Annotated in this window: 23 protein-coding genes and 3 pseudogenes; 12 read left to right on the forward strand and 14 right to left on the reverse strand. The window is 71.0% G+C overall.

Translation table 11 applies throughout. The annotated features are described in order from the left end of the window. Window positions 1–434: 434 nt before the first annotated feature. The 3 genes and pseudogenes from RM812_RS36640 to RM812_RS36645 all read left to right on the forward strand — a co-directional run. Complete coding sequence (locus RM812_RS36640; RefSeq protein WP_311583565.1) at window positions 435–857, forward strand: hypothetical protein; 423 nt, start codon at window positions 435–437, stop codon at window positions 855–857. A gap of 124 nt (window positions 858–981) precedes the next feature. Further along, window positions 982–1140 (forward strand): annotated as a pseudogene (locus RM812_RS43400) (IS481 family transposase); the annotation flags it as partial. Next, window positions 1140–1352, forward strand: a pseudogene (locus tag RM812_RS36645) (IS1380 family transposase); the annotation flags it as partial. The pseudogenes RM812_RS43400 and RM812_RS36645, both read left to right, overlap by 1 nt. Before the next feature lie 461 nt (window positions 1353–1813). Here the strand turns inward: RM812_RS36645 and RM812_RS36650 are convergent. Both RM812_RS36650 and RM812_RS36655 read right to left on the reverse strand, forming a co-directional pair. Beyond that, window positions 1814–3166, reverse strand: a complete 1353-nt coding sequence (locus RM812_RS36650) for a cation:dicarboxylate symporter family transporter (protein ID WP_311583568.1) — start codon at window positions 3164–3166, stop codon at window positions 1814–1816. 154 nt (window positions 3167–3320) lie between these two features. After that, window positions 3321–4487: a mandelate racemase/muconate lactonizing enzyme family protein gene (locus tag RM812_RS36655; RefSeq protein ID WP_311583571.1), complete on the reverse strand. Its 1167-nt coding sequence runs from the start codon at window positions 4485–4487 to the stop codon at window positions 3321–3323. A gap of 104 nt (window positions 4488–4591) precedes the next feature. Here RM812_RS36655 and RM812_RS36660 point away from each other — a divergent pair, with 104 nt between their 5' ends. The 6 genes from RM812_RS36660 (at window position 4592) to RM812_RS36685 (ending at window position 9014) form a co-directional block, all read left to right on the forward strand. After that, window positions 4592–5275 (forward strand): GntR family transcriptional regulator, encoded by a 684-nt coding sequence (locus RM812_RS36660; protein ID WP_311583576.1) that lies wholly within the window; start codon window positions 4592–4594, stop codon window positions 5273–5275. 359 nt (window positions 5276–5634) lie between these two features. Next, a complete protein-coding gene (locus RM812_RS36665; protein ID WP_311583579.1) occupies window positions 5635–5847 on the forward strand; it encodes a hypothetical protein in 213 nt (70 codons plus the stop codon). A 59-nt stretch (window positions 5848–5906) separates the two neighbouring features. Further along, complete coding sequence (locus RM812_RS36670) at window positions 5907–6266, forward strand: DUF6233 domain-containing protein (RefSeq protein WP_311583582.1); 360 nt, start codon at window positions 5907–5909, stop codon at window positions 6264–6266. Window positions 6267–6370: 104 nt separating this feature from the next. Further along, window positions 6371–7321: a MerR family transcriptional regulator gene (locus tag RM812_RS36675; RefSeq protein WP_311583584.1), complete on the forward strand. Its 951-nt coding sequence runs from the start codon at window positions 6371–6373 to the stop codon at window positions 7319–7321. A 19-nt stretch (window positions 7322–7340) separates the two neighbouring features. Further along, a complete protein-coding gene (locus RM812_RS36680; protein WP_311583587.1) occupies window positions 7341–7562 on the forward strand; it encodes a hypothetical protein in 222 nt (73 codons plus the stop codon). Window positions 7563–8021: 459 nt separating this feature from the next. Continuing rightward, window positions 8022–9014: a hypothetical protein gene (locus RM812_RS36685; RefSeq protein ID WP_311583590.1), complete on the forward strand. Its 993-nt coding sequence runs from the start codon at window positions 8022–8024 to the stop codon at window positions 9012–9014. 893 nt (window positions 9015–9907) lie between these two features. Here RM812_RS36685 and RM812_RS36690 read toward each other — a convergent pair. The 7 genes from RM812_RS36690 to RM812_RS36720 all read right to left on the reverse strand — a co-directional run bounded on the left by RM812_RS36690 (window position 9908) and on the right by RM812_RS36720 (window position 16086). Then, a complete protein-coding gene (locus RM812_RS36690) occupies window positions 9908–10441 on the reverse strand; it encodes a GNAT family N-acetyltransferase (protein WP_311583594.1) in 534 nt (177 codons plus the stop codon). 217 nt (window positions 10442–10658) lie between these two features. Continuing rightward, complete coding sequence (locus RM812_RS36695) at window positions 10659–11933, reverse strand: MFS transporter (RefSeq protein WP_311583597.1); 1275 nt, start codon at window positions 11931–11933, stop codon at window positions 10659–10661. Window positions 11934–12016: 83 nt separating this feature from the next. After that, window positions 12017–12547, reverse strand: coding sequence for a carboxymuconolactone decarboxylase family protein (locus RM812_RS36700; protein WP_311583600.1), 531 nt, complete (start codon window positions 12545–12547; stop codon window positions 12017–12019). A 20-nt stretch (window positions 12548–12567) separates the two neighbouring features. Continuing rightward, window positions 12568–13407 (reverse strand): hypothetical protein, encoded by an 840-nt coding sequence (locus RM812_RS36705; protein ID WP_311583603.1) that lies wholly within the window; start codon window positions 13405–13407, stop codon window positions 12568–12570. Between the two features lie 626 nt (window positions 13408–14033). Further along, window positions 14034–14630: a YdeI/OmpD-associated family protein gene (locus tag RM812_RS36710; protein ID WP_394816566.1), complete on the reverse strand. Its 597-nt coding sequence runs from the start codon at window positions 14628–14630 to the stop codon at window positions 14034–14036. Between the two features lie 174 nt (window positions 14631–14804). Then, window positions 14805–15128, reverse strand: coding sequence for a putative quinol monooxygenase (locus RM812_RS36715; protein WP_311583609.1), 324 nt, complete (start codon window positions 15126–15128; stop codon window positions 14805–14807). Between the two features lie 61 nt (window positions 15129–15189). Beyond that, window positions 15190–16086, reverse strand: coding sequence for an NAD-dependent protein deacetylase (locus RM812_RS36720; protein ID WP_311583612.1), 897 nt, complete (start codon window positions 16084–16086; stop codon window positions 15190–15192). 413 nt (window positions 16087–16499) lie between these two features. Between RM812_RS36720 and RM812_RS36725 the strand changes: the two genes are divergently transcribed. The 3 genes from RM812_RS36725 (at window position 16500) to RM812_RS36735 (ending at window position 19066) form a co-directional block, all read left to right on the forward strand. Further along, window positions 16500–17561 (forward strand): MDR family NADP-dependent oxidoreductase, encoded by a 1062-nt coding sequence (locus tag RM812_RS36725; RefSeq protein ID WP_311583615.1) that lies wholly within the window; start codon window positions 16500–16502, stop codon window positions 17559–17561. Between the two features lie 31 nt (window positions 17562–17592). Continuing rightward, complete coding sequence (locus tag RM812_RS36730; RefSeq protein WP_311583619.1) at window positions 17593–18018, forward strand: MerR family transcriptional regulator; 426 nt, start codon at window positions 17593–17595, stop codon at window positions 18016–18018. Window positions 18019–18109: 91 nt separating this feature from the next. Further along, window positions 18110–19066: a TIGR03564 family F420-dependent LLM class oxidoreductase gene (locus RM812_RS36735; protein ID WP_311583622.1), complete on the forward strand. Its 957-nt coding sequence runs from the start codon at window positions 18110–18112 to the stop codon at window positions 19064–19066. Between the two features lie 3 nt (window positions 19067–19069). Here RM812_RS36735 and RM812_RS36740 read toward each other — a convergent pair whose 3' ends face one another. The 5 genes and pseudogenes from RM812_RS36740 to RM812_RS36760 all read right to left on the reverse strand — a co-directional run. Next, window positions 19070–20083, reverse strand: coding sequence for a cation diffusion facilitator family transporter (locus RM812_RS36740; RefSeq protein WP_311583625.1), 1014 nt, complete (start codon window positions 20081–20083; stop codon window positions 19070–19072). Then, a complete protein-coding gene (locus RM812_RS36745) occupies window positions 20080–22389 on the reverse strand; it encodes an FdhF/YdeP family oxidoreductase (protein ID WP_311583629.1) in 2310 nt (769 codons plus the stop codon). The genes RM812_RS36740 and RM812_RS36745 overlap by 4 nt, the downstream gene beginning before the upstream one ends. 36 nt (window positions 22390–22425) lie before the next feature. Then, a complete protein-coding gene (locus RM812_RS36750; protein ID WP_311583632.1) occupies window positions 22426–22944 on the reverse strand; it encodes an SRPBCC family protein in 519 nt (172 codons plus the stop codon). Between the two features lie 7 nt (window positions 22945–22951). Beyond that, window positions 22952–25462 carry an ATP-dependent Clp protease ATP-binding subunit gene (locus RM812_RS36755; RefSeq protein WP_311583635.1) on the reverse strand — a complete coding sequence of 837 codons (2511 nt, stop codon included), beginning with the start codon at window positions 25460–25462 and terminating at the stop codon, window positions 22952–22954. A gap of 260 nt (window positions 25463–25722) precedes the next feature. Beyond that, window positions 25723–25830 (reverse strand): annotated as a pseudogene (locus RM812_RS36760) (VOC family protein); the annotation flags it as partial.

Genomic DNA, 25830 nt, shown 5'->3' on the forward strand with positions numbered 1-25830 from the left:
AGCGCCGCGGCGTCGACCAGTTCGGTCGTCCGGGGCGCCGGGGCCAGGGACGCGGCCGGGACGAGCGCGTACTCGGCGGCGCCGCCGGCGGAGTCGAGGGGCAGCATCGCCACGACCCGGTCACCGAACCTCCAGGCCCGTCGCGTCCGCGCCGAGTTGGGAGCGGTCGGTGATGACCCGGCGGATCTCCTCGCTGATGAGCGGTTCGCCGTCGCGTCAGTACGCCCGACACGGACTTCACGAGGCGGTCGCTGTCATGTCACGAACGTGTCCGGACCATGATCAAGAGGCAACTGGGGCAACCCCGTCGACCATCCGAGAGGACAGAAAGCCAAACGGGCGAACAGTCGCCCAGCTCGCCCGCTCCCCAGGAGCGACAGCCCACGCAGAGGACAGACACCAGCATGCGCACTCGCAAGATTTCGGTACTGACCATGACCGCAGTGGCCCTCAGCCTGGCACTGACGGCATGCAGCAACGACGCCGCCGACAACGCGTCCTCTGCTGCGAGCAGCTCATCGACTGCTGCCACGAGCAGCCCGAAGTCCGACACCGTGTCCGACACCCCGAAGTCCGACTCCCCGAAGTCCGACACCGCGGAGGGCAAGTCGTCGGGCACGCCCGCAAAGCCCGACAAGAAGTGCACGGACCAGCTCGACTACGCCGGTGATCCGCGCTCCAACGCCGAGATCAACTCCGTCGGCGAGAGCACGGGCTCCTGCCCGCCGGTCCAGGAGCCGCCGTCCGACAAGAAGTGCACGGACCAGCTCGACTACGCCGGTGATCCGCGCTCCAACGCCGAGATCAACTCCGTCGGCGAGAGCACGGGCACGTGCCCGCCGGTCAAGCGGAAGTGAGTTGCTGACCTGGTCCTCCGACAGCTCGACCTGGGTGGGCCAGAGGCGTGCCGCGGGGTCCAGCGGACGTGCCGGTGCGGTGGATCGTCCGCGCCGCTTGCGCACCGCGTACACGCTGACCCTCTTCGCCTGGCAGCAGGCCTTGGCCGACCTCGGCGGCAAGCTCACCCGCGCCTACCCGCCACGGACCAACGGCAAGGTCGAACCCGCGATCCTGCAACAGCAACCAGCAACCAGCAACCAGCAACCAGCAACCAGCAACCAGGAACGCTCCGAAGCCGTTTGGCTGGTGTCGGCGTGCTGCGGGCCGAGCCGGTCGTGTTCGGACCGGTGGCCTCCGCCGCGACGGTCTACCGCCTCATCGACACCCTGACCGCCGCCGGCCCCGAGGCGCTCGATGTGATCCGCTCGGTCCTCGCCGAAGTGCGCGAGTAAGTCCCGCAGTTGGCCGGTGACACGGCCCCGAACGCCGACGGCAGCGTGGTCGTGGACGTCAGCAGGCCCGCGGACGCCACGGGTGGCAACGCGGCAGTGCGGGCGCTCCTCGGCCCGCCCGAGGCCGACCCCGAGGTGGCGGCCGTCCCCTTGGTCCCTGGGCCGGACGCGCAGGAGCGGCGGAAAGATCGCCGACATCGTGGGGGGCGGTGCCGCGCTGTGACCAGCGGCCGGCCGTCCGCGGGGTCTGGCCGCCGACCGCTACGCCGACGCGGTGCGCGCCGACCACGACCAGGCATGGGAGTAGATCCGTCGCCACGCGGCGGGGTAAGCACGGGCCGAGGATCCATCTGGTCACCGAGACCGTCTGGCACGGGCTGCCCGGTCCGCCGCCGCAGACGAGGATGTCGCCCGGGCCGGGGTACTGCGGTGGTCGGAGGTCCTGCCCGCGCCTGGTGGTGCCGTCCCGGGTGGTCATCGAGGAGGAGACGCTGGGCGGGCTCACACGGGCCGGGGAAGGGTCAGACGTCGGCGCCGGCCTTGGTGTCGGTGTCGGCCGGCAGCGCGGGCGACTCGGACTCCTTGCCGGACTGCAGGATCCTTCGGGCCTTGTCGGTGTCGAAGTCCTTCTCCCATTTGCCGATCACGATGGTGGCGACGGCGTTGCCGAGGACGTTGATGAAGACGCGGCCCTCGTTGAGGATGCGGTCGACGCCGACGATGAGGGAGAGGGCGGCCAGAGGGATGTGGCCGACGGCGGTGACGGTACTGGCCAGCACGATGAACGCGCCGCCCGCGATGCCGGCGGTGCCCTTGCTGGTGAGCATCATGACGCCGACCATGACCAACTGCTGCTGCCAGGACAGGTCGATGCCCATGGCCTGGCCCAGGAAGACGGAGGCCATGGTGAGGTAGACCGCGGAGCCGTCCAGGTTGAAGGAGAATCCCGACGGGATGACGATGCCGACGACCGGTCGGCCTACGCCGAGGGTCTCCAGCTTGCGCACGAGCTGCGGCAGGACCGCCTCGCTGGAGCAGGTGCTCAGGGCGACGAGCAACTCGGCCTTGAGGAAGCGCATCAGGCCGAACAGGCTCAGGCGGCAGGCTCGCATGATGGCGCCGAGGACCACCACGACGTAGACGACGCAGGTCGCGGTGAACAGGATGATCAGGTAGCCGAGCTGCTTGAGGCTCTCGGCGCCGTAGGTGGCGACCACGGTGGCCAGGGCGCCGAAGGTGCCCAGCGGTGCCAGGCGCATCACCCAGCCCACGATGCGGAAGACGACGTCGGAGAGCGCCTTGATGCCGCGGGTCAGGGGCGCGCCGTCCTCGCCGGCCATGTTCAGGGCGACGCCGAAGACGATGGAGACCATGAGCGCGGCCAGGATGGCGTCACCGGTGATCGCGCCGAGCAGGGAGGCGGGGATCAGGGAAGAGACGAAACCAGTGAAGGTGGCGTGCTCGGTGGCGGTCTCGGGAACGTCGGCGGCGTTCAGCGAGGAGGGATCGACGTTCAGCCCGGCGCCGGGTTGGAAGATGTTGGCGACCACCAGCCCGATCAGCATGGACAGCAGCGACAGCACCAGGAAGTAGCCGATCGCCTTCACGCCGATCCGGCCCGCCTTGCGCAGGTTGTCCATGGACGCGATGCCGGTGGTGACCACGCAGAAGACGACCGGGACGACGATCATCTTGACCAGGTCGATGAACCAGTCGTTGAGCGGCTTGAGTTCCTCGCCGAACCCGGGGGCGAGGACACCGACGGCGATGCCGAGGACCGCGCCCAGTACGACCTGGAACCACAACTCACGTATCAGGCGGTTCAGCCGTGACCGCTGCGGGCGGTCGGCGGCGGTGGGGGTGGTGCTTGTCATCGTAGGTGCTCCCTTGCACGACGATCGTGTATTGCCCTGTCCCGTGGGGGGTGCGCGGGGGACGCGAGGCGGCTCGCGCCCCCCGGGGTCGTACGTGGCGCTCGGATTCAGCCGCGGTCACGGCTCACGTCGTGCATGAGAGCCGTGCCGCTGGTCAGCTGTGCAGGTCGCGCAGCACCTTGTAGAAGGCGGCCTTGCCCTCGAAGCCGATGCCGGGGATGTCGGTCAGGCCGACGCGGCTCTTCTCGACGACGGCGTCGTCGGCGAAGCCGCCGGTGGGCTGGAACTCGCCCGGGTAGGACTCGTTGCCGCCGAGCTTGAGGGCGGCGGCTATGTGCAGGGAGAACTGGTGTCCGCCGTGCGGGATGCAGCGCCGGGAGGACCAGCCGTGCTGCCGGAGCATGTCCTGGATGCGCAGGTACTCCACCAGGCCGTAGGAGAGCGCCGGGTCGAACTGGAGGGTGTCGCGGTCGGGGCGCATGCCGCCGTAGCGGACCAGGTTGCGGGCGTCCTGCAGGGAGAACAGGTTCTCGCCGGTGGCGATGGAGCCGCTGTAGTGCTCGGCGACGGTGGCGTTGAGGTGGTAGTCGAGCGGGTCGCCGATCTCCTCGTACCAGAACAGGCCGTAGGGCTCGATGGCCCGGCCGTACTCCAGCGCCGTGCGGAGGTCGAAGCGGCCGTTGACGTCGACGGCGAGGCGGGAGCCGTCACCGCCCAGGACGTCGATGACGGCCTCGATGCGGCGCAGGTCCTCGGCCAGGTCGGCGCCGCCGATCTTCATCTTGACCACGTCGTAGCCCAGGTCGAGGAAGCCGCGCATCTCGTCCTGGAGGTCGGTGAGCGTCTTGCCGGGCGCGTAGTAGCCGCCGGCGGCGTAGACGAAGACGGAGTCGTCAGGCTGTCCGTCGCCGTAGCGCTCGGACAGGTACTGGTACAGCGGCTTGCCCTCGATCTTGGAGGCGAGGTCGAACAGAGCCATGTCCGCCACGCCGACCGCGACCGAGCGCTCGCCGTGACCGCCGGGCTTCTCGTTGTTCATCATGACGTCCCACGCCTTGGCGTGGTCGAAGCGGCCCTGCTCGTCCAGGAGACCGCCGGGCTCGGCGGCGGTCAGGCGGGGCAGGATCCGGCGGCGCAGGATCTCGCCGGCGCTGTAGCGGCCGTTGGAGTTGAAGCCATAGCCGACGACGGGCTTGCCGTCGCGGATGACGTCGCTCTCGATCGCCACGATCGAACAGTCCATGGAGCTGAAGTCGATCCATGCGTTGCGGATCGAGGAGCTGATCGGGACCACGCCCTCGTACACGTTGGTGATCTTCACGGCGGCCTTCCTCATATCTTATAAGTTGCGTCGTGTTAGGCTGAGGTGGCATCACGGGGACTGTCAAGAGGGTGCGAGCACCCGGGAAGGATTTTTCGGGGGCGATGGCCGACACGAATCTCTTCGTCAGCAAGAGTGACTACGCCTATGCGGAGCTGCGCGGACAGATCCTGTCGGGGGCGCTTCCCGCCGGGGCGCGGCTCGCGCAGTACGACCTCGCGGAGTCGCTGAACATGAGCATCACGCCGCTGCGCGAGGCGATCCGCCGCCTCAGCAGCGAGGGTCTGGTCACCGTCGAGACCCACCGCGACGTCCGGGTGTCCACCATGAGTTCCGACGAGGCCCGGCAGCTGTTCGAGGTGCGCCTGTCCTTGGATCCCACGGCCGCGGAACTCGCCGCCCGGCGCCGCACCGGCGAGGACATCGCCGTCATGCGCTCGGCCGTCGCGCGGCTGCTGCCCGTCACCCGCCAGTGGGGCGAAGAGGCGCTCGCGGCACACCGTGCCTTCCACCAGGCGCTCTACCGTGCCTCGCACAACGATGTCCTCATCCGCCTCCTGGACGACCTGTGGGACAAGTCCGACCGCTACCGGCGCCTCGGTCTCGAACTCCCGCCCGGCGACGAACCCCGCACCCGCGACCTCCAGGAGCACCACCACCTCGTGGACCTCGTCGAGGACGGGCGGGCCGCAGACGCCGCCCAGCTGATGCGCGACCACATCACCCACAGCCTCACGGCCACCGCCATCAGCGCGTTGGAGGACCGCGAAGGCACCCGCACCGTGTGACGCGCCGAAGGACAGCCGGCAGGCTGGAGTACTTTCTGGCGATCGTCGACTCCGGCGGCTTCAACCGGGCCGCCGGGGGCCCCGTACGTGCGAGATGGGCGCCCCAGGCGTTGCGGCCCTCGCGGACCAGAGTGTGACGTCGTGGCGGTGACGGCCCTCGGCTACACCCTCGTCGGTTTCTTCCACGCCACCGAGACACCGCTCATCCTCACTTCCTGCCTGGCCAAGGGGCTGATCCGGGTTCGGCGTGAAGAGGCGTGGCTGGTGGCGGCTGTTGGGGTGCGGTGCCGGGATCGAGCGCCTGTGCGCCCCGCGGGCTCTCTCCCTGACGGGGCCCGGTGCGGCGCACGGTTGAAGGCATGGGGCATACCGGTGAAGCGTGTGCGGGGCGCGGGGACGGCACGGACTGCCCGAACGGGGAGGACGCCGTCGTGGACGGGCCGCGGTGTGAGGAGTGCCGGCACCACTGGGAGCTGGACCAGACCGAGCCCGGCCGGCGCGCGACCTCGGACGACGGACTGACCCGACCGACGGGGGAGCCGGGCGAGGTCGGGAAGGAGGACGCCGCGTAGGTTCGGCTCGCGGTCAGTGGTTCCGACTCCCGGACTCGAAGGCGGCCGGCGTCGCTGCAGTGGGCCGGGACGCGCTCCCGGTCCAGGTCCACGTCGGGGGCTGCTGGAACGCGGCCAAGCGCAGCAGGGGCATCTGCCGGGACGACGCGCTGCGGGCGCTCGCCGACGGGGTCAGGGCGTGCGGGATGCCGCGGCGGCCGATCACGGTCAGACAGTCGGCGGGAGGCAGGTACCGGCCATCGCTTCCTCAGCGTCTACCGCGGCGGCTACCCGATGACTGTCTCAACGAACTGCTCACCGCGCTGCGTTACCACCGCGGCCGTGCGCTGCCCGCCGCCGATCGCTGCGACCTGCCGAGGAGTACCGCGCCCCTGCCGATGCCGAGTGGGACGACTTTCTCGGCCACGTCGAACGCGTAAGCTCCCCGTCGGCACGTGCGCTCGCGCCTACGGCACCGCCTGTGCTGTTCACCTCGGAACGCCCGGTTGAGTCTCCCGTGGGGGGAGACATCAAGCTGGGGGGCATGGACAGCGACACGCTCTATTCCATCGGAGAACTATCACGCCGGACAGGTCTGACGGTAAAGACCATCCGGTACTACTCCGACCAGGGCCTCGTCCCGCCGACCGACCGCAGCCCGGCGGGCTACCGCCTTTACGGCCTCGACGCACTCGCACGCCTGGATCTGGCCCGCACGCTGCGCGATCTCGGGCTCGACCTGGCGACCGTGCGCAAGGTACTGGACCGGGAGGCATCCATACCAGAAGTCGCCGAAGCACACGCCGACGCCCTGGACGTACAGATCCAGACCCTCCGCCTGCGCCGGGCAGTACTACGCGCAGTCGCCAGACGCGGCGCCACCACCATGGAGATGGACCTCATGCACCGACTCGCCACACTGTCCCAGTCCGAACAACGCCGACTCGTGACCGACTTCATCGACGACGTCTTCAGAGGCTTCGAGGCCAATCCCGAGTTCGTGACCCTGATGCGATCCGCCCTGCCTGAGCTCCCCGACGATCCCACGCCCGAACAGGTCGGGGCCTGGGTGGAACTCGCCGAACTCTGCCAGGAGCCGGACTTCCGCACCGCCGTACGGCGCATGGCTGAGGAGCAGGCGGAGGAGCCTGCCCGGCAGGACGTCAGCGGCCTGCACGACGGTCTCGACCAAGCGATGCGTGAACGAATTGACGAAGCCGTATCCGTCGGCATGCTCCCAACCTCCGCCAAATCCGTACCCTTTGCCGCATCACTGGGCGGCCTCTACGGCCACGCATTCGAGCGTGCCGGCGACGGCGATCTGCGCCGCTGGCTCGTCGCCCGCCTACAGATGACCGTCGACCCACACGCCAGGCGCTACTGGCAGCTCCTGGCGACGATCAATGGATGGCCTGCATCACCCACACTCGCTCCCGTTTACACGTGGTTCACCACCGTTCTTCGTGGTGTTTCTGCCGCGGCAGCGACCTCTTGAGCCCTGGAGGGCATCACACGTGAAGTACGACGTTCTACAGGTCCTCGGTGTGGCTCTATTGGTCCTCGGGGGGCAGGGAGCGATCCGCCAACTCGTCGACCACGGCAATACCGGCCTACTCGGCTGGCTGCCAGGCGGATTCACGGCGAGCATCGCCGTCTACCTCGTCGCCGTCACCATGGGGGCGGTTGTCGCGGCCTGGGCGCGCGGCCGAGCGAAGGCAGTCGGGCGCAGGAGCTGACGGAGTGACGGAGTGACGGGGTGAGGGAAAGCGCATCAGCAGAGCAGCCTCCCGCGCGGCGCGGGGGCCAAGCCCTGGTTCGGAGACCTCCAGGGCAGCCCTGAGCAGGGCCGGGCGCCGGGCGCCGATGCCGAGTTCGACGATCCACACCAAGCGGCCGCGACCGGGTGTGCCGGCCGTGTTCCTCTTCCGCCCGCCGCTCAGCAGCAGCATCCGATCCGGCGAGGCCCCCGGCCCGCTCCCGGCGTCCCCTCCGCAGTGACGCCCGGCTCACTCCTTCACCACGTGCGCACCGGGCCCCGTGGCCCGCGCCCCACGGCCCGCGCCCCATCGTGCCGGTGCCGACGGCAGGCTTACCGGCGACGGCCGCTCACTTTTCCTCAGGCCTCACCGGCCCCATACGCGCCATACTGACGTAAAAAGGATGAAATGCCCGGGCGAGCTCGCGGAGGCAAGCCGATGCACCACCACGCAGAGAACGGTGCCGACCACGTGACGGACGACGCGGCGCAGACTGCGGAGGAGCCGGAGCTGTACGAGGACGATGCCTGGAGCGACGAGGTGGGCGAAGCCTACGACGACGGCCGGGCCGAGACGCTCGGGGACGAGGGGCCCCACGGCGGCACCGTGGGCCAGGACGACGATGCGCCGGCGGAGCGTCCGGCGGAGGACCGGGACCCCGACGTCTACCTGGACGTTCCCCAGCTCAAGGTCGACGAGATCACCCTCGACGTGGAGGACCTGCGGGCCCGCGTCTCCCTCCAGGCCGAGGTGCTCGACCTGCTCAGGCTGAACGTGGGCGCCGACGTCGCGCTCGGACAGGTCCACCTCGGGATCTCCGGGGTGGAGGCGCAGGCCCAGCTCAAGGTCCGGCTGGACAACGTCGCGCTGATCATCAACCGGGTCCTCACCACGATCGACCGCAATCCGCAGATCCTGGAGCAGCTGGCCCGCGGTGTCGGGTCGGCCGTGCAGGAAGTGGGCCGGGGTACCGGGTCCGCCGTGGAGGACGTCGGAGAGGGGGCCGGATACGCAGTAAGGGACGTCGGAGAGGGGGCCGGATCCGCAGTAAGGGACGTCGGTGGCGGCGCCGGTGAGGCGGTCGGAGAGGTCGGGCACGGCGTCGGTGAGGCGGTCGAGGACGTCGGTGGGGGCGCGGGAGGAGCCGTCGGCGAGGCGGGCGGGGCGGCGGGCAGGGCTGTCGAGGGCGTAGGCGACGCGGCGCGGGAGACCGGCCGGGCCGCCGGACGCACCGCTGAGGCGGTCGGGGCCGGGGAGACGGTGGGGAAGGCGGAGAAGGCCACTCGCCGGGCCGGGCCGACCGGTGACGGCGCCGAGGGCACCGGGAGCGGACGCTCCGCCACCCGGCGGCGCCGCACGCGCGACGACGAGTCGAAGGCGACGCGCCCCACCAGGCGCCGCGGTGCCGAAAAACGCGAGGAGCCGCCGTGAACGGAAGCGCCCCCGCGCTCGGCCGCCGCGGGCTCCGTCGGGGACCCCGGCCCCGACGTCTCCTTCGACGCGGTCGTCAGCGGCGACCGCCTGCGCTTCGAGAGGGCGCCGCGGACCCGGGTCTCTTTCCCCGGCACCGGGGCGCGCGAGTCGATTTCCCGCAGTGAGCGGACCAATCTGCCCCAACGGGTGGCCCCCGGGCAGGAGTACCGCGACGTGACCGTGCACTACCGCCTCGCCAGCCGTCTCACCGGGGAGCCGGAGGGCGAAGGGGCGCCGGATGCATGAGCCGTGCGGGACATGCGCCTGCCCCGCACGGAAGACGAAACGCCTCCGGGGAGGCCGCCGAACACCCGCGGTGCCGGTCGGGCCTGTCACACGGGAATCAGCACGCCATGCCCTGCTCACGCAGCCAGTCGCACTGGGTTTCACCCGAGGACTTCGGTCGGTCGACGCCCGGTCGCATGGTACGGAGTTCCTCCACCGTGGCATCCTTCGGCCACTCAGTAGGGCTGCCTGCGGAGGAGGGATCCCTGCGCTCCGGAGTGGAGGGAGTGGGTGCGGCGGGCCGCGAGGAGGGAGGGGTAGGAGAGGCATCCACTGGGCTTGGTGAAAAACTCTCTTCCTCCGTCTGGTGGGTCAGCGTCTGCCGAGACGGCGCGGGCTTGCTCCTTGGCGTGCCTGTCGACGAGCTCGAGCCGGGAGGGCCCATCCCCGAACTGCTCGTGCACGCTGTCGCTCCCGTGCCGATGCCGACGACCAGCAGCGCAGCCACGGCGTTGGTCATGACGTGGCGTGCCCGCATGGTGGGGTTCCTTCCCCGGGTGATTGATCAGGGCGCGTGAACTCTGCGGCTGGGAGAGTCCGTCCTGGTGATCGACGGCTCGGCCGGCTCACGCCTGGAACTCGGTGAGGTCGATGGCGTGAACCCGCAGCGGGTAGCCGTGCGCCGGGTGTGCCGTCTCCCGCTCGGGCACCATGCCGAGCTTGCGGATGACGTTCTCCGAGGCGTTGTCACCCACCCGGTTGATGCTGATGACGCGGTCCAGGCCGCGGTCCTGGAGCGCGAACTCCAGCGTGGCGTGGGCGGCTTCGGACGCGTATCCCTGTCCCCAGAACTGTGAGCCGATCCGCCAGCTGATCGCCACGGCGGGCATCACCTCCGGCAGGAACTCGGGTACGGACAGTCCCGTGAAGCCGATCAGTTCGCCAGAGGCCAGCAGCTCGACGGCGAAGAGTCCGAAGCCCTCCTCGTCCCACTCCTCCTCCCACCGCTCGATGTCCTCGGCCGTGTGGTCGAGGTCGCGCACCGAGCCGTCGCCGATCCAGTGCATGACCCGGGGATCCGCGTTGATGTCCGCCATCGGCACGAGGTCGTCGTCACGCCAGCTGCGGAGGAGGAGGCGGGGTGTGCGGGTCTCGGTCATACGTCCATCCTGCCGGAGGTGACGACCTCATCGGAAATCCACCGACGGCCAGGAGACGACGTGCCACCGCCCATGGTCGGGTGCGACCGAGCCGCGGCGGCGCGGCTCCCCCTGCATCGTGTGGCGACCAGGAAGCATCGGTCGGCGACCGGGAGACAGCGCGGGGCGGGCAGTGGCCGTGCACGACACAGACGGCCGGAGCGCTGCACGGGGCGCTTCACGCGGCCTTGGTCAGGGTGGACCGGTCCTTGCCGGGTGCGTGCCGGGCGGGTGTCACGGGGCTGGTCACGGCTCCTCGTCCGTCGTGGCGCGGCCACAGGAGGAGGGCGCCGACCGCTCCTGCCCCGGCGAGGACCGCGAGGACGGACCAGGCGAGGGTGAGGCCGGCGTTCGTGCCGAGCCACCCCGCGACGGGGTAGGTGATCAGCCAGGCCAGGTGCGACAGGGAGAACTGGGCCGCGAACGCCTCGGGGATCGCGCTCCGTGCGACGGAGGCGCGCAGGACCTTGCCGGTCGGCGTGATGATCAGCGCCATGCCGACGCCGATCGCGCTCCAGATGATCGCTGTGCCGGCCCATGTGGTGAGACCGGCCGCGACGAGGGTCACCGCGGCACCCGTGGCGCCGACGAGGACTCCGGCGCCGGTCGTCATGACGGTGCGCACGGGGATCCGGTCGAGGACCCGGGGGAGTGCGAGGGCGGCCAGGAGAGTTCCCGTGCCGGAGGCGGCGAGCATCCAGGCGACGTCCGACTGGGAGCCGCCGAGCCGGTCGCGGACGTGGTTGACGGTGTTGACGACGACGATCGACCCTGCTGCCGCGACCACGAGGTTGAGCGCCATGATGCCGCGCAGCCGAGGCGTGCGGAGGTAGGTCCTGATCCCCGCCGCCGCCCTGTCCCACGCCCTGGTGTGAGTGCTGGGGCGGGCGTCGGGCACGCGTGCCGACAGGACGAGCAGACCGGAGACGAGGAACCCGACGGAGGTGCCGAGGAACAGCCGGTCGAAGCTCAGGAACGCCAGGGCGACGGCCGCCAGTACGGGGCTGAGCAGGCTCTCCATGGTGGAGGCGACCTGGGAGGCGGACAGGGCGCGCGTGTAGGCGGACTCGTCGGTGACGATGTCGGGGATGACGGCCTGGAAGGTCGGGGTGAACGCCGCGGAGGCGGCCTGGAGCAGGCCGATCAGGACGTAGATGTGCCAGACATCGGTGACCAGCGGCAGCGCGAGGACCACCGCTCCGCGGACCGCGTCGAGGAGGACCAGGAGCGTTCTCCTGGGGAACCGGTCGACGTACGCGGCAGCCAGCGGGGCTATGACCACGTACATGACCATCTTGATGGTGAGGGCCGTACCGAGGACCATGCCGGCGTGCGGACCGGCGAGGTCGTAGGCGAGCAGGCCGAGGGCCACTGTGGTCAGCCCGGTACCGAACAGGGCGATGACCTGGGCACCGAACAGGCGGCGGTAGTCGCGGATGGCGAACAGGCGCATGGCGGGTTCCTTCCGTGTCCATGCGGCGGGGCACGGGTCCGGGGCGGAGGCCGCGTGCCCCGCGAGTACAGGCGGGGAGGTCTCTAGGCACTGGTGACGCTCTCCGGGGTGAGGCCGGCGAGCAGGTTGAAGGCGCCGGTGAGGATGTTGAGCGCGACGACACCGACGACATCGGCGATCGCCCGGTCGCTGAAGCCGTGCTCACGCAGGGCGGTGACCTGGTCGTCGGTGATGGACGCCGGCTCGCGGTGGACCCGGAGGGCGAGGGCGATGACCGCGGCGATCGCGGGGTCGGCCGAGGTGCCCGCGCGGGCTCGCTCGATCTCCTCCTCACCCACGCCGAGGGCGCGGGCGGCACCGACATGTGCGTCGAGGCACAGTCCGCAGCCTTGCAGGACCTGGACGGCGATCGAGACGCGTTCGCTGATCCGGCGGTCGAGCTTGGCCCGGCCCATGGCCCGGCTGAGCTGGAGGTAGCCGCCGAGCACGGCCGGGGAGTGCGCCATCGTGGCGACCATGTCACCGACCTGGCCGTGTCGGGAGACCAGGTCGGCGAGGAGATCGCGGGAGGCGCCGACCGCCGTGTCGGGTGTGAGTCGGGACAGGCGGGGCATGAGGCTCCTTCCGTTCACGGTCAGTGGTGGGCGTGGTGGGCGTGGGCGTGGTGTGTGTGCCGGCCAAGGTGGTGGCCCGCGTGCTCGGATGCGGCGATGCCGGTGGTCCGCACGGTGAACTCGGCGGTCCGGACGACGTCGTCGTGCCGGAAGTCCAGGTACAGCCGGTAGGTGCCGGCCGTGGGCGCGACGGCCATGAAGGAGATGCCGGGTCCCGGCGCGGTGGTGCCGTCACCGGGCTCGCCCTCCGGGTGGACGTGGAGGTAGCCCAGGTCGCCGACCCGCAGCGCGACCAGGTGCCCGTACGCGGCCAGGTAGGGCTGCAGGTCGGTGACGGGTCGGCCGTTCCGGCTGACGGTGAGGGTCAGCTCGCTCGCCTCGCCGGGCACGAGTTCGCCGGCGAGTGCAACGGTGTACTCACCGATCCGCGCGACCCCGGTGGCCTCGGGAAGCGGCCGGGGTTCGTACATCCCGGCGACCGCGGCGTCGATCCCGAGCGTCAGGGTCCCGTCGTGGTCGGCCGGGTGGACGTCGGCGAAGAACCTCCAGTCGCCCGGCTCCAGGGCCAGTTCGACGCTCCAGTTGCCCTTCTCGTCCCTCACCGGGTGTACGTGCTGGAACCCTGCCGTGTCCCGCCGTACGGCGATGAAGTGCAGCTCCTTCTCGTGCTCGGCCACGAACTCGGTCACCGCCCGCCCGTCGGGCCCGACGATCCGGAAGCGGACCGGCTGCACACCGGCGCCGAGAACCGCCGAGTCGAGCTCGAGGGTGTACCCGCTCCGGGAGACCGACAGCCCACCGGGCTGGGCTCCACCGTGAACACCGTGGTCGGTCTGGCCGTGGCCGGAGTGATTCCTCATGGCATCTCCCAAGACGTAGATGCGCCTTCTGGCGCCGCCCGTTCAGGACGTTGATCGTAACCATATACCCCCCTGGGGTATTCCGGGATGCCGTTTGGTCGAGATCTCGCGGGAGGACTTGAAGGCGGGAACGTCGAGTCGAAGGAAGCCGTGCACGCCATCGCTCGCCTCGTGCGCTCCGGGCGCCGACCCGGCATGGGGCCCGTGCGTACGTGCCCGAGCGGCACCGACGGCCACTCCGAAAACGATGCGCGGCATCCACCCGCTCCCCGACCCGGTCGGTGCCGGTGGGGTGTTCTCCGGCGCAGCGGCTCGGCGAGGTGGCCGACGGTGTGCGCGGACTGGGGCGGGCGGCACTGACGGACAGGCGGGCCGGTGTCCTCAGCGTGCTCTCGGGTTTTCGTCACACGAACCAACGGCCGCCGGGGGCACGGTGGTCACGCCTGCCTCGCGGCCTCCCACTCCTGGTGCGCGGCGCGAACGCGGTGCCACAGCGCTGACCGTTGGGGGGCGTCGACGTCGGTCAGGTTCAGGTGGAACACGTCGGCCAGTACGTCGTCCCAGTCGCCGGCCTGGTCGCCGCTACCGCCCGACCTGTGCCTCGCTCCCTGGTGCGCCGCCGCGGCTCAGTACAGCTTCTTCCGCTGTTCCAGCATGGCGACGAACTTCTCGATGCGGGCCGCTCGGGTCTCCGGCTTCTTGGCGTCCTCGATCCGGTACAGGACCGCGTAGCGGTTGCGGCTGTCCAGGGTGGTGAAGAAGTCGCGGGCCTCGGGCACCGCGTCCAGCGCGGCCTGGAGGTCGTCGGGCACCGTCGCCTTGCTCTGCGGCGCGTACGCCGACTCCCAGCGGCCGTCCGCCTTGGCCTTCTCGACCTCACGCAGACCGGCGGGTCGCATCCGGCCGCTGTCGATCAGCTCGGTGGCCTTCTCCCGGTTCACCTCCGACCACTTGCTGCCAGGCCGCCGGGGGGTGAAGCGCTGCAGCCAGTGCCGCTCGTCCAGCTTCTTCTTCTGCCCGTCGATCCAGCCGTGGCACAGGGCCGACTCCAGCGCGTGCGCGTAGTCCACGCCGTCGGCCCCGGAGCCGCTCTTCGGGATCCGGAACCAGACCCCCGGGACGTCCTCGTGGTTCTCCTCCAGCCACTTCTCCCACTCGTCCTGCGTGGCGAAGAACAGGACCGGATCCGGCGATTTCCGTGCTCCCTCAGGCATGGGAGTCATGAAATCCGAGCCTCGGTACCGGGTCAACAGCCGCACCGGCGGCGGGCACCCGCTACGAGGCGGGCGTCCGGCCGAGACCGCCCTCGCATGCCGTGGTGTCTGTCATGCGCCCAATGCTGCCGGTGCCGGTGCCGGTGCCGGTGCCGGTGCCGGTGACACTGACACAGCGCTCCGCTACTTGACGGCCATCTCGCCCAGTTCCGACCAGCCGTCCTGGTCGACCTTCGTGCTCACGATGCGCGGGGTCTCCACCAGGTGGCGCGGCAGCTTCTCCTGCGCGGCCCGGAAATGCGCCGACTGGACGTGCGCGGCGCCCGCCTCGTCGTCGCGGAACGCCTCGACGAGCACGTACTCCGACGGGTCGTCCACGCTGCGGGACCAGTCGAACCAGAGGCAGCCGGGTTCGTCCCGGGTGGCCCGGGTGAATTCCCCGGTGATGTCCGGCCACTGGTCCGCGTACTCGGGAAGGACCCGGAATTTCGCCGTGATGAAGATCATGGATTCTCTTTCTCTCTGTGCGGTTGCAGACGAGGTTACCCAGGCGGTGTGTCCGCCGGTGTCAGGCCGCCCCGCCGTCGACGTGGAGGCCCAGACGGTCGGCCACGGTGGTCAGTGCAGCGCCCAGCGGGAGCGCGACCCGGGTGAGGGCGTGCCGGTCGCCCCGGGTGGCGTCGCGGTTGACGATCAGCACGGGCTTCCCGTCCTGGGCCGCCTGGCGGACGAACCGGAGCCCGGACATCACCGTCAGCGAGGAGCCGAGGACGAGCAGCGCGGTCGCCTCGCGGACCAGCGTGCGGCAGTGCTCGACCCGGGCCGGCGGAACGGCCTCGCCGAAGAACACCACGTCCGGTTTGAGAATGCCGCCACAGACCGAGCAGGGCACCACGCGGAAGTCCCCGACCTGAGCGTCGGTGAGATCGGCGTCACCGTCCGGGTTGATGCCCGCGGCCACCGGCTCGAAGCCGGGGTTGGCCTCCTCCAGCCGGCGGGCGAGCTCCCGGCGCGGACTGAAGGCGCCGCAGGAGAGGCAGACGACCCGGTCCAGGCTTCCGTGGAGCTCCACGACCTCCTTGCTGCCGGCGGCCTGGTGCAGACCGTCGACGTTCTGGGTGATCACACCCGAGAGCAGGCCGTGCCGCCCGAACGCCGCCACGGCCCGGTGACCCGCGTTGGGGCGGGCGCGACCGAAGGTGCGCCAGCCGAGGTGGCTGCGGGCCCAGTACCGGCGCCGGGCCCGGGCGTCGCCGGTGAAGTCCTGGTACGTCATCGGGGTGTGCCGGCTCAGGCTGCCGCCCTCGCCCCGGTAGTCGGGGATGCCCGACTCCGTGGAGAGGCCCGCTCCGCTGAGCACCAGCACACCCGTGGCCCGGAGCGCGTCGGCGACCGGCTCCGGATCGGTGGTGCCGGGCGGCAGGTCCTCGTCGGGGGTCCAGCTCAGGGTCGGGCGCATGCGCATGCCGCCAGGGTACGGAACGTGTGCCCCACATCGCCGTCGCGCAGAGTCCGGCCCCGGGCGCCCGTACTCGGGCCGGTCGGACCGGGCGGGGTGAACTCCCGGGTGCTGACCGACCGGGCCGTGACGGAGTTCGGTGGCGTCGGACCGTCCGAAGCCTCCCCCCGGCTCCAGGGGCGGGCAGGGGGAAGGGCGGCGGCCGTCGCCGTCGCAGCGGCGGCCCCGCACGCACTGCCCCGGCCGCGCGCCGGGGCTCGCGGAGGAGGGGGCGCATGCCGGAGACCGGCGTGGGGGAGAGGCGGGCTTGCCCTTGACCCGTGGGTCAGGGATTAGCGTCGGTGCGCTGCCGCGTCGGACGCCCGGCCGTTCTGCCGGTCGCGCCGTCACGCCACCCACCCACGCCCAGGAGGCCGCCCATGACCACGGTTCTGCCCCGCACCAGCCGCGAGGTGCGGCTCGCCCGCGTCCCCGAAGAGCTGCCCGTACCGACGGACTTCACCGTCGTCGAGACGGCGCCCCCCGCCCCGGCACCGGGCCACGTCCTGGTCCGCAACCGGCACTTCCAGGTCTTCGGGGGCTTGCGCACCCTCATCGGAGGAGGGGCCGAGGGAACGCCGGTGCCGGGACTGCGCCCCGGGGACGCCCTGTTCGGACCGGCCGTCGGCGAGGTCGTCGTCGCGCCGCCGGACAGCTCCCTGCGCCCCGGCGATCTGGTGACGCACCTGCTGGGCTGGCGCGAGTACGCCCTCGTACCCCTGGCCGGGTGCGCCCCGCTCGACCCGGCGGCCGAGCCCGTCGCCCGGCTCTCCTCCGGCTCCGCCGCCTACGGAGCGCTGACCCGGCTCGCCGGCGTACGCGAGGGGGACGTCGTCCTGGTCACCGGCGCCGCGGGCGGGGTGGGCTCGCTCGCCGGACAGATCGCCCGGCTGCTCGGCGCCGCCCGGGTCATCGGCACCACGGGCTCACCGGACAAGGCGGCGCGCCTGACGTCCGAACTCGGCTACGACGCCGTGCTGACCGGCGGCTCCTGGCGGGGGGAACAGGACACCGCCCACCGCGAGTTCTCCCGGCAGCTCACCGAGGCCGCGCCGGACGGCATCGACGTCCTGCTGGACAACGTCGGGGGCGTCCAGTTCACCGCGGCCGTGGCGGCGGCCCGGCAGGGTGCGCGGTTCGCGCTGGTCGGGGCACTGTCCGGGCAACTCGATCCGCAGGGCCCGGGGGCGACCGCGCCGACGCTGATCGACACCTTCGGGCTCGTGGTCAAGGGGGTGTCCGTGCGCGGATACACCGGCGTCGACCACCCCGAGGTGGAGGCGGAGTGGCACGAGCGCTTCGACGGCTGGCTGCGGTCGGGCGACATCCGGTTCCCGCTGACCCGGTTCGAGGGCATCGACCGTGCCCCGCGGGCGTTGCAGGAACTGACCGGGGGACGGACCTTCGGCACGGTCGTCGTCGACCTTCCGGGACACGGCTGACGACCGCCACCACCAGCGGGAGGCACACACGATGCGGATCGGCGACGCCGCGGCAGCCGTCGGGGCTACACCCAGGGCACTGCGCTTCTACGAGCAGCGGGGACTGCTGCCGCCACCGCGCCGCACCAAGGCCGGTCAGCGCGACTACACGCCCGAGGACCTCGCCGTACTGCGTGTCGTCCGGCACCTCCTCGGCCTCGGCCTCACCGTGGAGGACCTGGCCGGGATCGCCGACCGCCTTCCGCTGCTCGCGGCCCAGCCGCCCCGGCCCTGCGACCCCGAGGCGCCGGGCGAGCCGGCCGTTGTCGGCACGGCCGTGGTACGGCGGCGCATCGCCGCGCTCGACGCGGAGATCGAGCGCCTCACCCGGCTGCGGGACGCGCTGCGGGCCGGTCTCGACCCGGCCCCGCGGCGGGTCACCGCCCGGGCACACCCGCCGGCGAGCGCGGGCCGGTGACGACCGGGCCCTGGGGCTCGTTCACAGAACCGCAACGCGGTTGTCGCACGGCACCGGGAATCGGGTGTGCCGGAACCGGGTTGGCCCAGTCATGACTGTGGGAGTGGCTCTCAACGCGACGGACGCCGACAACCAGATCGACGCAAGCGTGCGCCTGGCCGGGGAGGCGGCGGCAGCCGGGTTCCGGTCGGTCTGGTTCGGCCAGACATTCGGTGCCGACTCGCCCCAGCTCGCGGCGATCGTCGGACGCGAGGTACCGGCTCTGCAGGTGGGAACGTCCGCGATTCCCGTCTTCGGACGGCACCCGCTCGTGGTCGCCGGCCAGGCCCTCACGGCACAGGCGGCCACGCACGGCCGCTACCACCTCGGACTCGCCCTCGGCACCAAGCTGCTCACGGAGCAGGGCTTCGGCATCCCCCACGAGCGGCCCGTCCTCCGACTCCGCGAATTCCTCACGGCTGTACGGCAGTTGACCGAGTCGGGCTCGGCCGACTTCCACGGACGGCTGCTCACCGCCACCACACCGGTACCCGCGCGCGTGCCGGGAGCGGACGCCGGCGTGCCGCTGCTGGTGGCCGCGATGGGTCCCCAGGCACTGAGGGCCGGCGGCGAACTGGCGGACGGGATCCTGCCCTACCTCGCCGGACCCCGGGCCCTCGCCGAGCACATCGTTCCGGCCGTCACCGCGGCGGCCGAGGCCGCCGGCCGTCCCGCGCCCCGCGTCGTGGCGATCGTACCCGGCGTGGTCACCGACGACGTGGCCGCCGTACGCGAGAAGGCGGCCGAACAGCTGGCGTTCTACGAGCAGTTCCCGTCCTACGCCCGGGTCATCGAGCTCTCCGGAGCCCGTCGGGCGGTCGACGTGGCCGTGATCGGCGACGAGCGGACGGTCGCCGCCGAGGTGGGGCGCTACCGGGACGCCGGGGCGACGGAGGTGGTGTTCACGTCGACGGAGATCGCGGGCGCCGCCGACCGGCGACGCACCTGGGAGCTGCTCGGCTCCCTGGCGGAAACCGACGCGGACCGCCCGGCGCCCCCTGCCGGGTGAGACTCAGTCGCCTCGGCGGGGCGGTGTCGGATCCAGGTAGACGCGTCTGACAGCGGGAATCAGGCTGCGGAGGCGAGATTCCGCCTCGTCGCAGGCCCGTTCGATCTGTGCGGAGGTGGAGACGTCGCGGAAATCGACCTTCGCCGCGATGAGGATCTCTCCCGGGCCCTGCACGAGAGTGGTCAGCTCCAGGACATCCTCGATGTGTCGCACCGCCGTCAGTTCCTGGCGCACCGCGCGCCGCACCGGGGCGGGCAGGGCGCGGCCGATGAGCAGTTCCGTGTTGGCGCGGCCCAGGACCAGCGCCACGAGGACGAGCAGCAGGCCGATGAGGAGGGAGGCGACCGCGTCCCATGCGCCTGAGCCGGTCCATTGACCGCCGAGCAGCCCGAGTGCGGCCAGCACCAGACCGATGAGGGCCGCGGTGTCTTCCAGGACGACCGCTTTGACCGCGGTGTCCGGGGTGCGCCGAAGGTAGCGCAGAAGGGGGACGCGGAAGTGTTTCGCCCGCCCGGCGGCCTGCTTGAGCCCGGTGCGCAGGGAGACGCCTTCCAGTACGAAGGCGACGGCGAGGACGATGTACGAGATCAAGGGGTCACCGGGGCGCTCGTCGTGGACCAGGGCGTGAATGCCGTCGTACAGGGCGAAGACGCCGCCGCCCACGAAGGTGGCGACGGAGGCCAGCAGCGCCCAGATGTACCGCTCGGGGCCGTGCCCGAGCGGGTGGTCCTCGTCGGCCGGCTTCTCGCTCCTTTTGAGGGCCGTCAGCAGCAGTACTTCCGTGACGGTGTCGGCGACCGAGTGCCCGGCCTCAGACAGCATGGCACTCGAGCCGCTCAGAACGCCGGCGACCGCCTTGGCGAGCGCCACACCGAAGTTCGCGGCGGCCGCGACCACGACGGTGAAGACCGATCCCCCTGCTCCGGGACCGGCCGAGGACCCCACGCGAGGATCCGGGGCCGGACCGGTGTCCTTCCCCGTCCCCGCGCCCGGGGTCGGTTCGTCCCCTGCGCTCATACGGTGGTGTCCCGCCGAACGGCCGCCGGCTCCAGACGGACGACGATCCCCTTGGACGTCGGTTGGTTACTGATGTCGGCCACGCTCTCCAGCGGCACCAGGACGTTGGTCTCGGGGTAGTACGCGGCGGCGGAACCGCGCGCGGTCGGGTACGGGACGACCTCGAAGTCCTCGGCCCGGCGCTCGGCATCGCCGGCCCAAACACTGACCAGATCGACGTGCTGTGCCTCCTGCAGGCCCAGAAGACTCAGGTCCGCCGGATTGACCAGCACCACGCGACGGTTCCCGTGGATGCCCCGGTAGCGGTCGTCGGGCGTGTAGGGGACGGTGTTCCACTGATCGTGGGAGCGCAGCGTCTGCAGCAGAAGGTGTCCCTCCGGGACGTGGGGCATCTCCCAGGCATTGCGGGTGAACCGCGCCTTGCCCGTCGGAGTGGGGAAGACACCCTCGTTGACCGGGTTCGGCAGCCGGATACCGCCGGGGCGCGTCACCCGCCGGTTGAAGTCGTGCAGTCCCGGCACGATCCTGGAGATCCGGTCGCGGATCGCCCCGTAGTCCGCCTCGAACCGCTCCCAGGGGATGCCCGTCCTGCCGCCGAGGGTGTGACGGGCGAGCCGGCACAGAATGGCGACCTCGCTGAGCAGCACCTTGGAGGCCGGCTCCAGACGCCCGCGGGAGGTGTGCACCTCGCTCATCGAGTTCTCCACGGTGACGAACTGCTCACCGCCGGCCTGGATGTCACGCTCGGTACGGCCGAGGGTGGGCAGGATGAGCGCGGTCCGGCCGCAGACCGTGTGGGACCTGTTCAGCTTGGTGGAGATGTGGGCGGTCAGACGGCATTGGCGCATCGCGTCCTCGGTGACGGCGCTGTCCGGAGCCGCCCGCACGAAGTTCCCGGCCAGGGCCAGGAAGAACTTGACACGGCCCTCGCGCATCGCCTTGATCGAATTCACCGAGTCGAGTCCGTGGGCGCGCGGCGGTTCGAAGCCGAACTCCTGTTGCAGCGCGTCCAGGAACGAGTCCGGCATCCGTTCCCAGATTCCCATGGTCCGGTCGCCCTGCACATTGCTGTGCCCGCGCACGGGGCAGGCACCGGCTCCCGCCCTGCCCAGGTTTCCCCGCAGCATCAGGAAGTTCACGATCTCCCGGACGGTGGGAACGGCGTGCTTGTGCTGGGTGATTCCCATGGCCCAGCAGACGATGACTCGTTCGCTGCGCAGGACGTCGTCGCGGACCTTCTCGATCTCCTCGCGGGCCAGACCCGTGGCCGCGAGGATGTCCTGCCAGTCGACGGCGCGGGCGTGCTCGGTGAACTCCTCGAAGCCGCTCGTGCAGGACTGGATGAAGTCGTGGTTCAGCACCTCGCCCGGCCGTGCGTCCTCGGCCTCGAGCAGCAGTCGGTTGAGTCCCTGGAAGAGGGCCAGATCACCACCCGGACGGATGTGCAGGAACCGGTCGGCGATCCGGACGCCGGAGCCGATCACCCCGCGTGCCTTCTGCGGGTTCCTGAACCTCAGCAGTCCGGCCTCGGGCAGCGGGTTCACGGCGATGATGCGGGCTCCGTTCAGCTTGGCCTGTTCCAGCGCCGAGAGCTGCCGCGGGTGATTCGTACCGGGATTCTGCCCGACCAGGAAGATCAGGTCGGCCTCGTGGATGTCGTCCAGCCCGACGGTGCCCTTGCCCGTGCCGAGCGTCTCGTGCAGGGCGAAGCCGCTGGACTCGTGGCACATGTTGCTGCAGTCGGGCAGGTTGTTGGTGCCGTAGGCCCTGGCGAAGAGCTGCAGGACGAACGCCGCCTCGTTGCCGGCCCTGCCGGAGGTGTAGAAGACGGCCTCGTCGGGGGAGTCGAGGGACGTCAGTTCCGCGGCGAGCAACTCGAAGGCGTCGTGCCAGCTGATCGGCTCGTAGTGGTCGCGACCCGGCCGTTTGACCACCGGTTCGGTCAGCCGGCCCTGCTGGTTCAGCCACATGTCGGAGCGTCGCCCCAGCTCGGACACCGTGTACCGGCGGAAGAACGCGGGGGTGACGCGCCGCGTCGTCGCCTCGTCGTTGATGTGCTTGGCGCCGTTCTCGCAGTACTCATTGCGGTGCCGGTGCCCCGGAGCGGGGTCCGGCCAGGCACACCCCGGGCAGTCGATGCCGCCCACCTGGTTCATCGTCAGCAGCGTCACCCCCGCTCGCACCGGGGAGGTCTGTCCCAGGGAGTACCCGAGGGCGTGCACGACGGCGGGCGGGCCGACTGCCCACTTCTTGGGCGGGGTCACCGTGAGGTCGTCCTTCGGCTCTCCGCTCGGCGGCTTCTTCATGGGTGCGCCTCTCCTCTTCCTGTTGCCGCGGGGCGATCAGCCGACGGGCCAGTTGGGAACCCGGCACCTGGGCGGTTCCGGTTCGATGGGGCGGACGTGACCGTCGCGGATGGTTCCGCGCCAGGCCCCGCACTCCTTCCCCAGTCCTTCGATGAACTCCTTGAAGTTCCCGAGCTCCAGCCGTACGACGCGGTCGGTCACCCGCGGGACGTTGCCGAGCAGGCCCGTGAGGCCGCGCCGGTCGAACTCCATGCGCACGGTGACCGCCGCCCCGCCCGCCGTGGTGGGCCGGAAAGTCACCTCGCCCCGATGGGAGGGGGCCCGCCCGAGGCTCCGCCAGGAGACGTGGGAGTCGGGTACCTGCTCGAGGATCTCGGTGGTGAACTCCCGGCGCACCGGGCCGAGTCGGGTGACCCACAGGAGGACGGCGGGCCGCACCTGATCGACCCGCTTCACCACGGACATGAACCGGGGGAAGGCCCTGAACTGGGTCCACTGGTTGTACGCGGTACGCACCGGCACCGAGACATTGACCGTTTCCTCGACGATGTGCATGGCCCGCCTACTCCGGCTGCTGGGTGGTGGCGGGCTCGGTGTCGCCCTTGTGGACCGTGCAGTGCAGCGAGTCCTCGCGTACGTCGGCGACGATGGTGTCGCCGGGGTCGGCCTCGCCGCCGAGCAGCAGGTCGGCGAGGCGGTTGTCGAGTTCGGCCTGGATCGTGCGCCGCAACGGGCGTGCGCCGAACTCCGGTTGGTGACCGTGGGCGATCAGCAGCTTCTTGGCGGCCTCCGTGACCTCCAGCTTCATGCCCTGGGCGTGCACTCGCCGCTCGCTCTGCGCCAGCAGGTGATCGACGATCTGGCTCAGATCGTCCTCGGTGAGGCCGTGGAAGATGATGATGTCGTCGATACGGTTGAGGAACTCCGGCAGGAACCTGCTCCGCAGTTCCCCCATCAGCTCGTCCTTGAGGTCGGACACGTCGCCCTTGTGGTCGAGGATCCGGTGGGCCCCGATGTTGGACGTCATGATGACGACACAGTGCCGGAAGTCGACGGTGCGGCCCTGGCCGTCGGTGAGGCGTCCGTCGTCGAGGATCTGCAGCAGCGTGTTGAAGACGTCGGGGTGCGCCTTCTCCACCTCGTCGAACAGGACCACGCTGTAGGGCTGCCGACGGACCTTCTCGGTGAGTTGGCCCGCCTCCTCGTACCCGACGTAGCCGGGAGGGGCCCCGACGAGCCGGGCGACCGTGTGCTTCTCCTGGAACTCGCTCATGTCGAAACGGATCATGCGGTCCTCCTCGCCGAACAGCAGCTCGGCGAGGGTCTTGGCCAGTTCCGTCTTGCCCACCCCGGTGGGGCCGAGGAAGAGGAACGAGCCCACGGGCCGGTTCGGGTCGCCCATGCCGGCCCGGTTGCGGCGCACGGCCCGCGAGACGGCGGTGACCGCCTCGTCCTGGCCGACGATCCGGGAGTGCATCTCCTCCTCCAGCCGGAGCAGCCGCTCCTTCTCGCTCGCCGTGAGCTGGGAGACCGGGATGCCCGTGCGGCGGGAGATCACGTCCGCGATGTCGGCGGCGGTGACGGAGACGACGCCCTCACGACGTTCCTCGATGCCCGCGAGTTCACCCTCCGCCTCGGCGATGTCCCGCTTCAGCTGTGCGGCCCTCTCGAAGTCCTGCGCGGAGACGGCCTGGTCCTGTTCCCGGCGCAGTTTCGCGATGCGGTCCTCGCGGCTGACGACCTCGGTGGAACGGCCGGCGCTGCGCAGGCGCACCCGCGCGCCCGCCTGGTCCATCACGTCGATCGCCTTGTCGGGCAGGAAGCGGTCGCTGACGTAACGGTCGGACAGGTCCGCCGCGGCCGTCAGGGCACCGTCGGCGAAGCGGACCTGGTGATGGGCCTCGTACACGTCGCGCAGGCCCTCGAGGATCTGCACCGTCTGCTCGACCGTGGGTTCGGGCACCATCACGGGCTGGAAGCGGCGTTCGAGCGCGGCGTCCTTCTCGACGTACTTGCGGTACTCGTCGATGGTCGTCGCGCCCACCACGTGCAGCTCCCCGCGCGCGAGGGCCGGTTTGAGCATGTTGCCCGCGTCCATCGAGCCCTCGCCCGTGGCGCCCGCGCCGACGACGGTGTGCAGTTCGTCGATGAACAGGATGATCTCCCCGCGCGCCTGCTGGACGTCCTCGATGACCTTCTTCAACCGCTCCTCGAACTGTCCCCGGTACTGCGCGCCCGCCACCATGCCGGACAGGTCCAGGACGACGACCCTCTTGTCCTTCAGCGTGTCGGGGACCTCGCCGGCCACGATGCGCTGCGCCAGCCCTTCCACGATCGCCGTCTTGCCGACGCCCGGCTCCCCGATCAGAACGGGGTTGTTCTTGGAGCGCCGCGAGAGGATCTCGACGGTCTGCTCGATCTCCTCGGCCCGTCCGACGACGGGGTCGAGCTTCCCGGCCTTCGCCTCGTCCGTCAGGTCCCGCCCGAACTCGTCGAGGGTCGTCGCGGGCTGCCCCCGCTCGGCGGGCTGCCCGTCCCCTCGGGCCGCCCGCTCCGTGAGGCCCGTGAGCTTCCTCACGTCCTCGCCCTCCGCCTTCAGCAGCCGGGCGGCCCCGGTGTCGGCACCGTCCAGCAGCGCACCGAGGATGTGCTCGGGCCCGATGTAGGAGACGCCGGCCGCCTGGGAGCGGGCGTAGGCGGTGGCGAGGGTGCGTTTGGCGGCCGGCGTGAGTCCCGGTTCTGCGGACGGCTCACCCGACTCGCGGGGAAGCACCTCCGCGATCCGGGAGGCGAGCGTGTCGGGGTCCGTCCCGGCCCGCGCGAGGAGCCCGCGTGCGGGGTCGACCTGCGTGGCCGCCCACAGCAGGTGCTCGGTGTCGAGGTCGGACGTCCCGTCGTCCAGGGCCCGCCGCGCCGCCAGATTGAGGAGCTCCCGCGAGGACTCGGTCAGCAGTCGGCCGATCGGCACCCGCTGCACCGCAGGGGGCGAGGACGTGGGTGACATGCCGAAGAACCGGTTCAGCAAGTCACTGAACGGGTCGGACGAGCCGTAACCGAAGGGCGACATCGACATGACAGCTCCTGGTGCAGCGGCGGGGTCCTTCAACCGAAGCGCGTTGCCGACGGCCCCGCAAGTGGAGCGGACCGGTGGTACGAGGGCCGGCCCGCGTACCACCGTCGCCGAGACGATCACATCGCCGGGCGGCCGCCGGCACCATCACCGCCCTGTTCCTGCTGCTCGTCGTCCTGCCGCCGTCCTGGAATCCGTCCCCGTGGACCTGATTCGCGGACCGCGACGCGGGAGCCGTGGGGGACGGGGGGACGGGGGAGGGGTCAGACCGGTGGGGCGATGAAGACGCCGCGGTCGGGGTCGTTGAAGGATTCCTTGGCGACGAGTTCGTTCATGGGGTTGGCGGTGCCCCACTGGTCGGTGACCTCGGG

This window comes from Streptomyces lancefieldiae, from assembly GCF_031845825.1.
GTDB lineage: Bacteria > Actinomycetota > Actinomycetes > Streptomycetales > Streptomycetaceae > Streptomyces > Streptomyces lancefieldiae.

Bases quoted from the DNA above. Each gene is read 5' to 3' on its own strand.
- RM812_RS36755 (WP_311583635.1), bottom strand. From the start codon at position 25,462: ATGTCGATGTCGCCCTTCGGTTACGGCTCGTCCGACCCGTTCAGTGAC.
- RM812_RS36700 (WP_311583600.1), bottom strand. From the start codon at position 12,547: ATGCCCCGCCTGTCCCGACTCACACCCGACACGGCGGTCGGCGCCTCC.
- RM812_RS36665 (WP_311583579.1), top strand. From the start codon at position 5,635: ATGGGGCATACCGGTGAAGCGTGTGCGGGGCGCGGGGACGGCACGGAC.
- RM812_RS36750 (WP_311583632.1), bottom strand. From the start codon at position 22,944: ATGCACATCGTCGAGGAAACGGTCAATGTCTCGGTGCCGGTGCGTACC.
- RM812_RS36695 (WP_311583597.1), bottom strand. From the start codon at position 11,933: ATGCGCCTGTTCGCCATCCGCGACTACCGCCGCCTGTTCGGTGCCCAG.
- RM812_RS36710 (WP_394816566.1), bottom strand. From the start codon at position 14,630: ATGACTCCCATGCCTGAGGGAGCACGGAAATCGCCGGATCCGGTCCTG.
- RM812_RS36675 (WP_311583584.1), top strand. From the start codon at position 6,371: ATGGACAGCGACACGCTCTATTCCATCGGAGAACTATCACGCCGGACA.
- RM812_RS36690 (WP_311583594.1), bottom strand. From the start codon at position 10,441: ATGACCGAGACCCGCACACCCCGCCTCCTCCTCCGCAGCTGGCGTGAC.
- RM812_RS36640 (WP_311583565.1), top strand. From the start codon at position 435: ATGACCGCAGTGGCCCTCAGCCTGGCACTGACGGCATGCAGCAACGAC.
- RM812_RS36725 (WP_311583615.1), top strand. From the start codon at position 16,500: ATGACCACGGTTCTGCCCCGCACCAGCCGCGAGGTGCGGCTCGCCCGC.
- RM812_RS36715 (WP_311583609.1), bottom strand. From the start codon at position 15,128: ATGATCTTCATCACGGCGAAATTCCGGGTCCTTCCCGAGTACGCGGAC.
- RM812_RS36720 (WP_311583612.1), bottom strand. From the start codon at position 16,086: ATGCGCATGCGCCCGACCCTGAGCTGGACCCCCGACGAGGACCTGCCG.
- RM812_RS36730 (WP_311583619.1), top strand. From the start codon at position 17,593: ATGCGGATCGGCGACGCCGCGGCAGCCGTCGGGGCTACACCCAGGGCA.
- RM812_RS36660 (WP_311583576.1), top strand. From the start codon at position 4,592: ATGGCCGACACGAATCTCTTCGTCAGCAAGAGTGACTACGCCTATGCG.
- RM812_RS36685 (WP_311583590.1), top strand. From the start codon at position 8,022: ATGCACCACCACGCAGAGAACGGTGCCGACCACGTGACGGACGACGCG.
- RM812_RS36705 (WP_311583603.1), bottom strand. From the start codon at position 13,407: ATGAGGAATCACTCCGGCCACGGCCAGACCGACCACGGTGTTCACGGT.
- RM812_RS36740 (WP_311583625.1), bottom strand. From the start codon at position 20,083: ATGAGCGCAGGGGACGAACCGACCCCGGGCGCGGGGACGGGGAAGGAC.
- RM812_RS36745 (WP_311583629.1), bottom strand. From the start codon at position 22,389: ATGAAGAAGCCGCCGAGCGGAGAGCCGAAGGACGACCTCACGGTGACC.
- RM812_RS36735 (WP_311583622.1), top strand. From the start codon at position 18,110: ATGACTGTGGGAGTGGCTCTCAACGCGACGGACGCCGACAACCAGATC.
- RM812_RS36650 (WP_311583568.1), bottom strand. From the start codon at position 3,166: ATGACAAGCACCACCCCCACCGCCGCCGACCGCCCGCAGCGGTCACGG.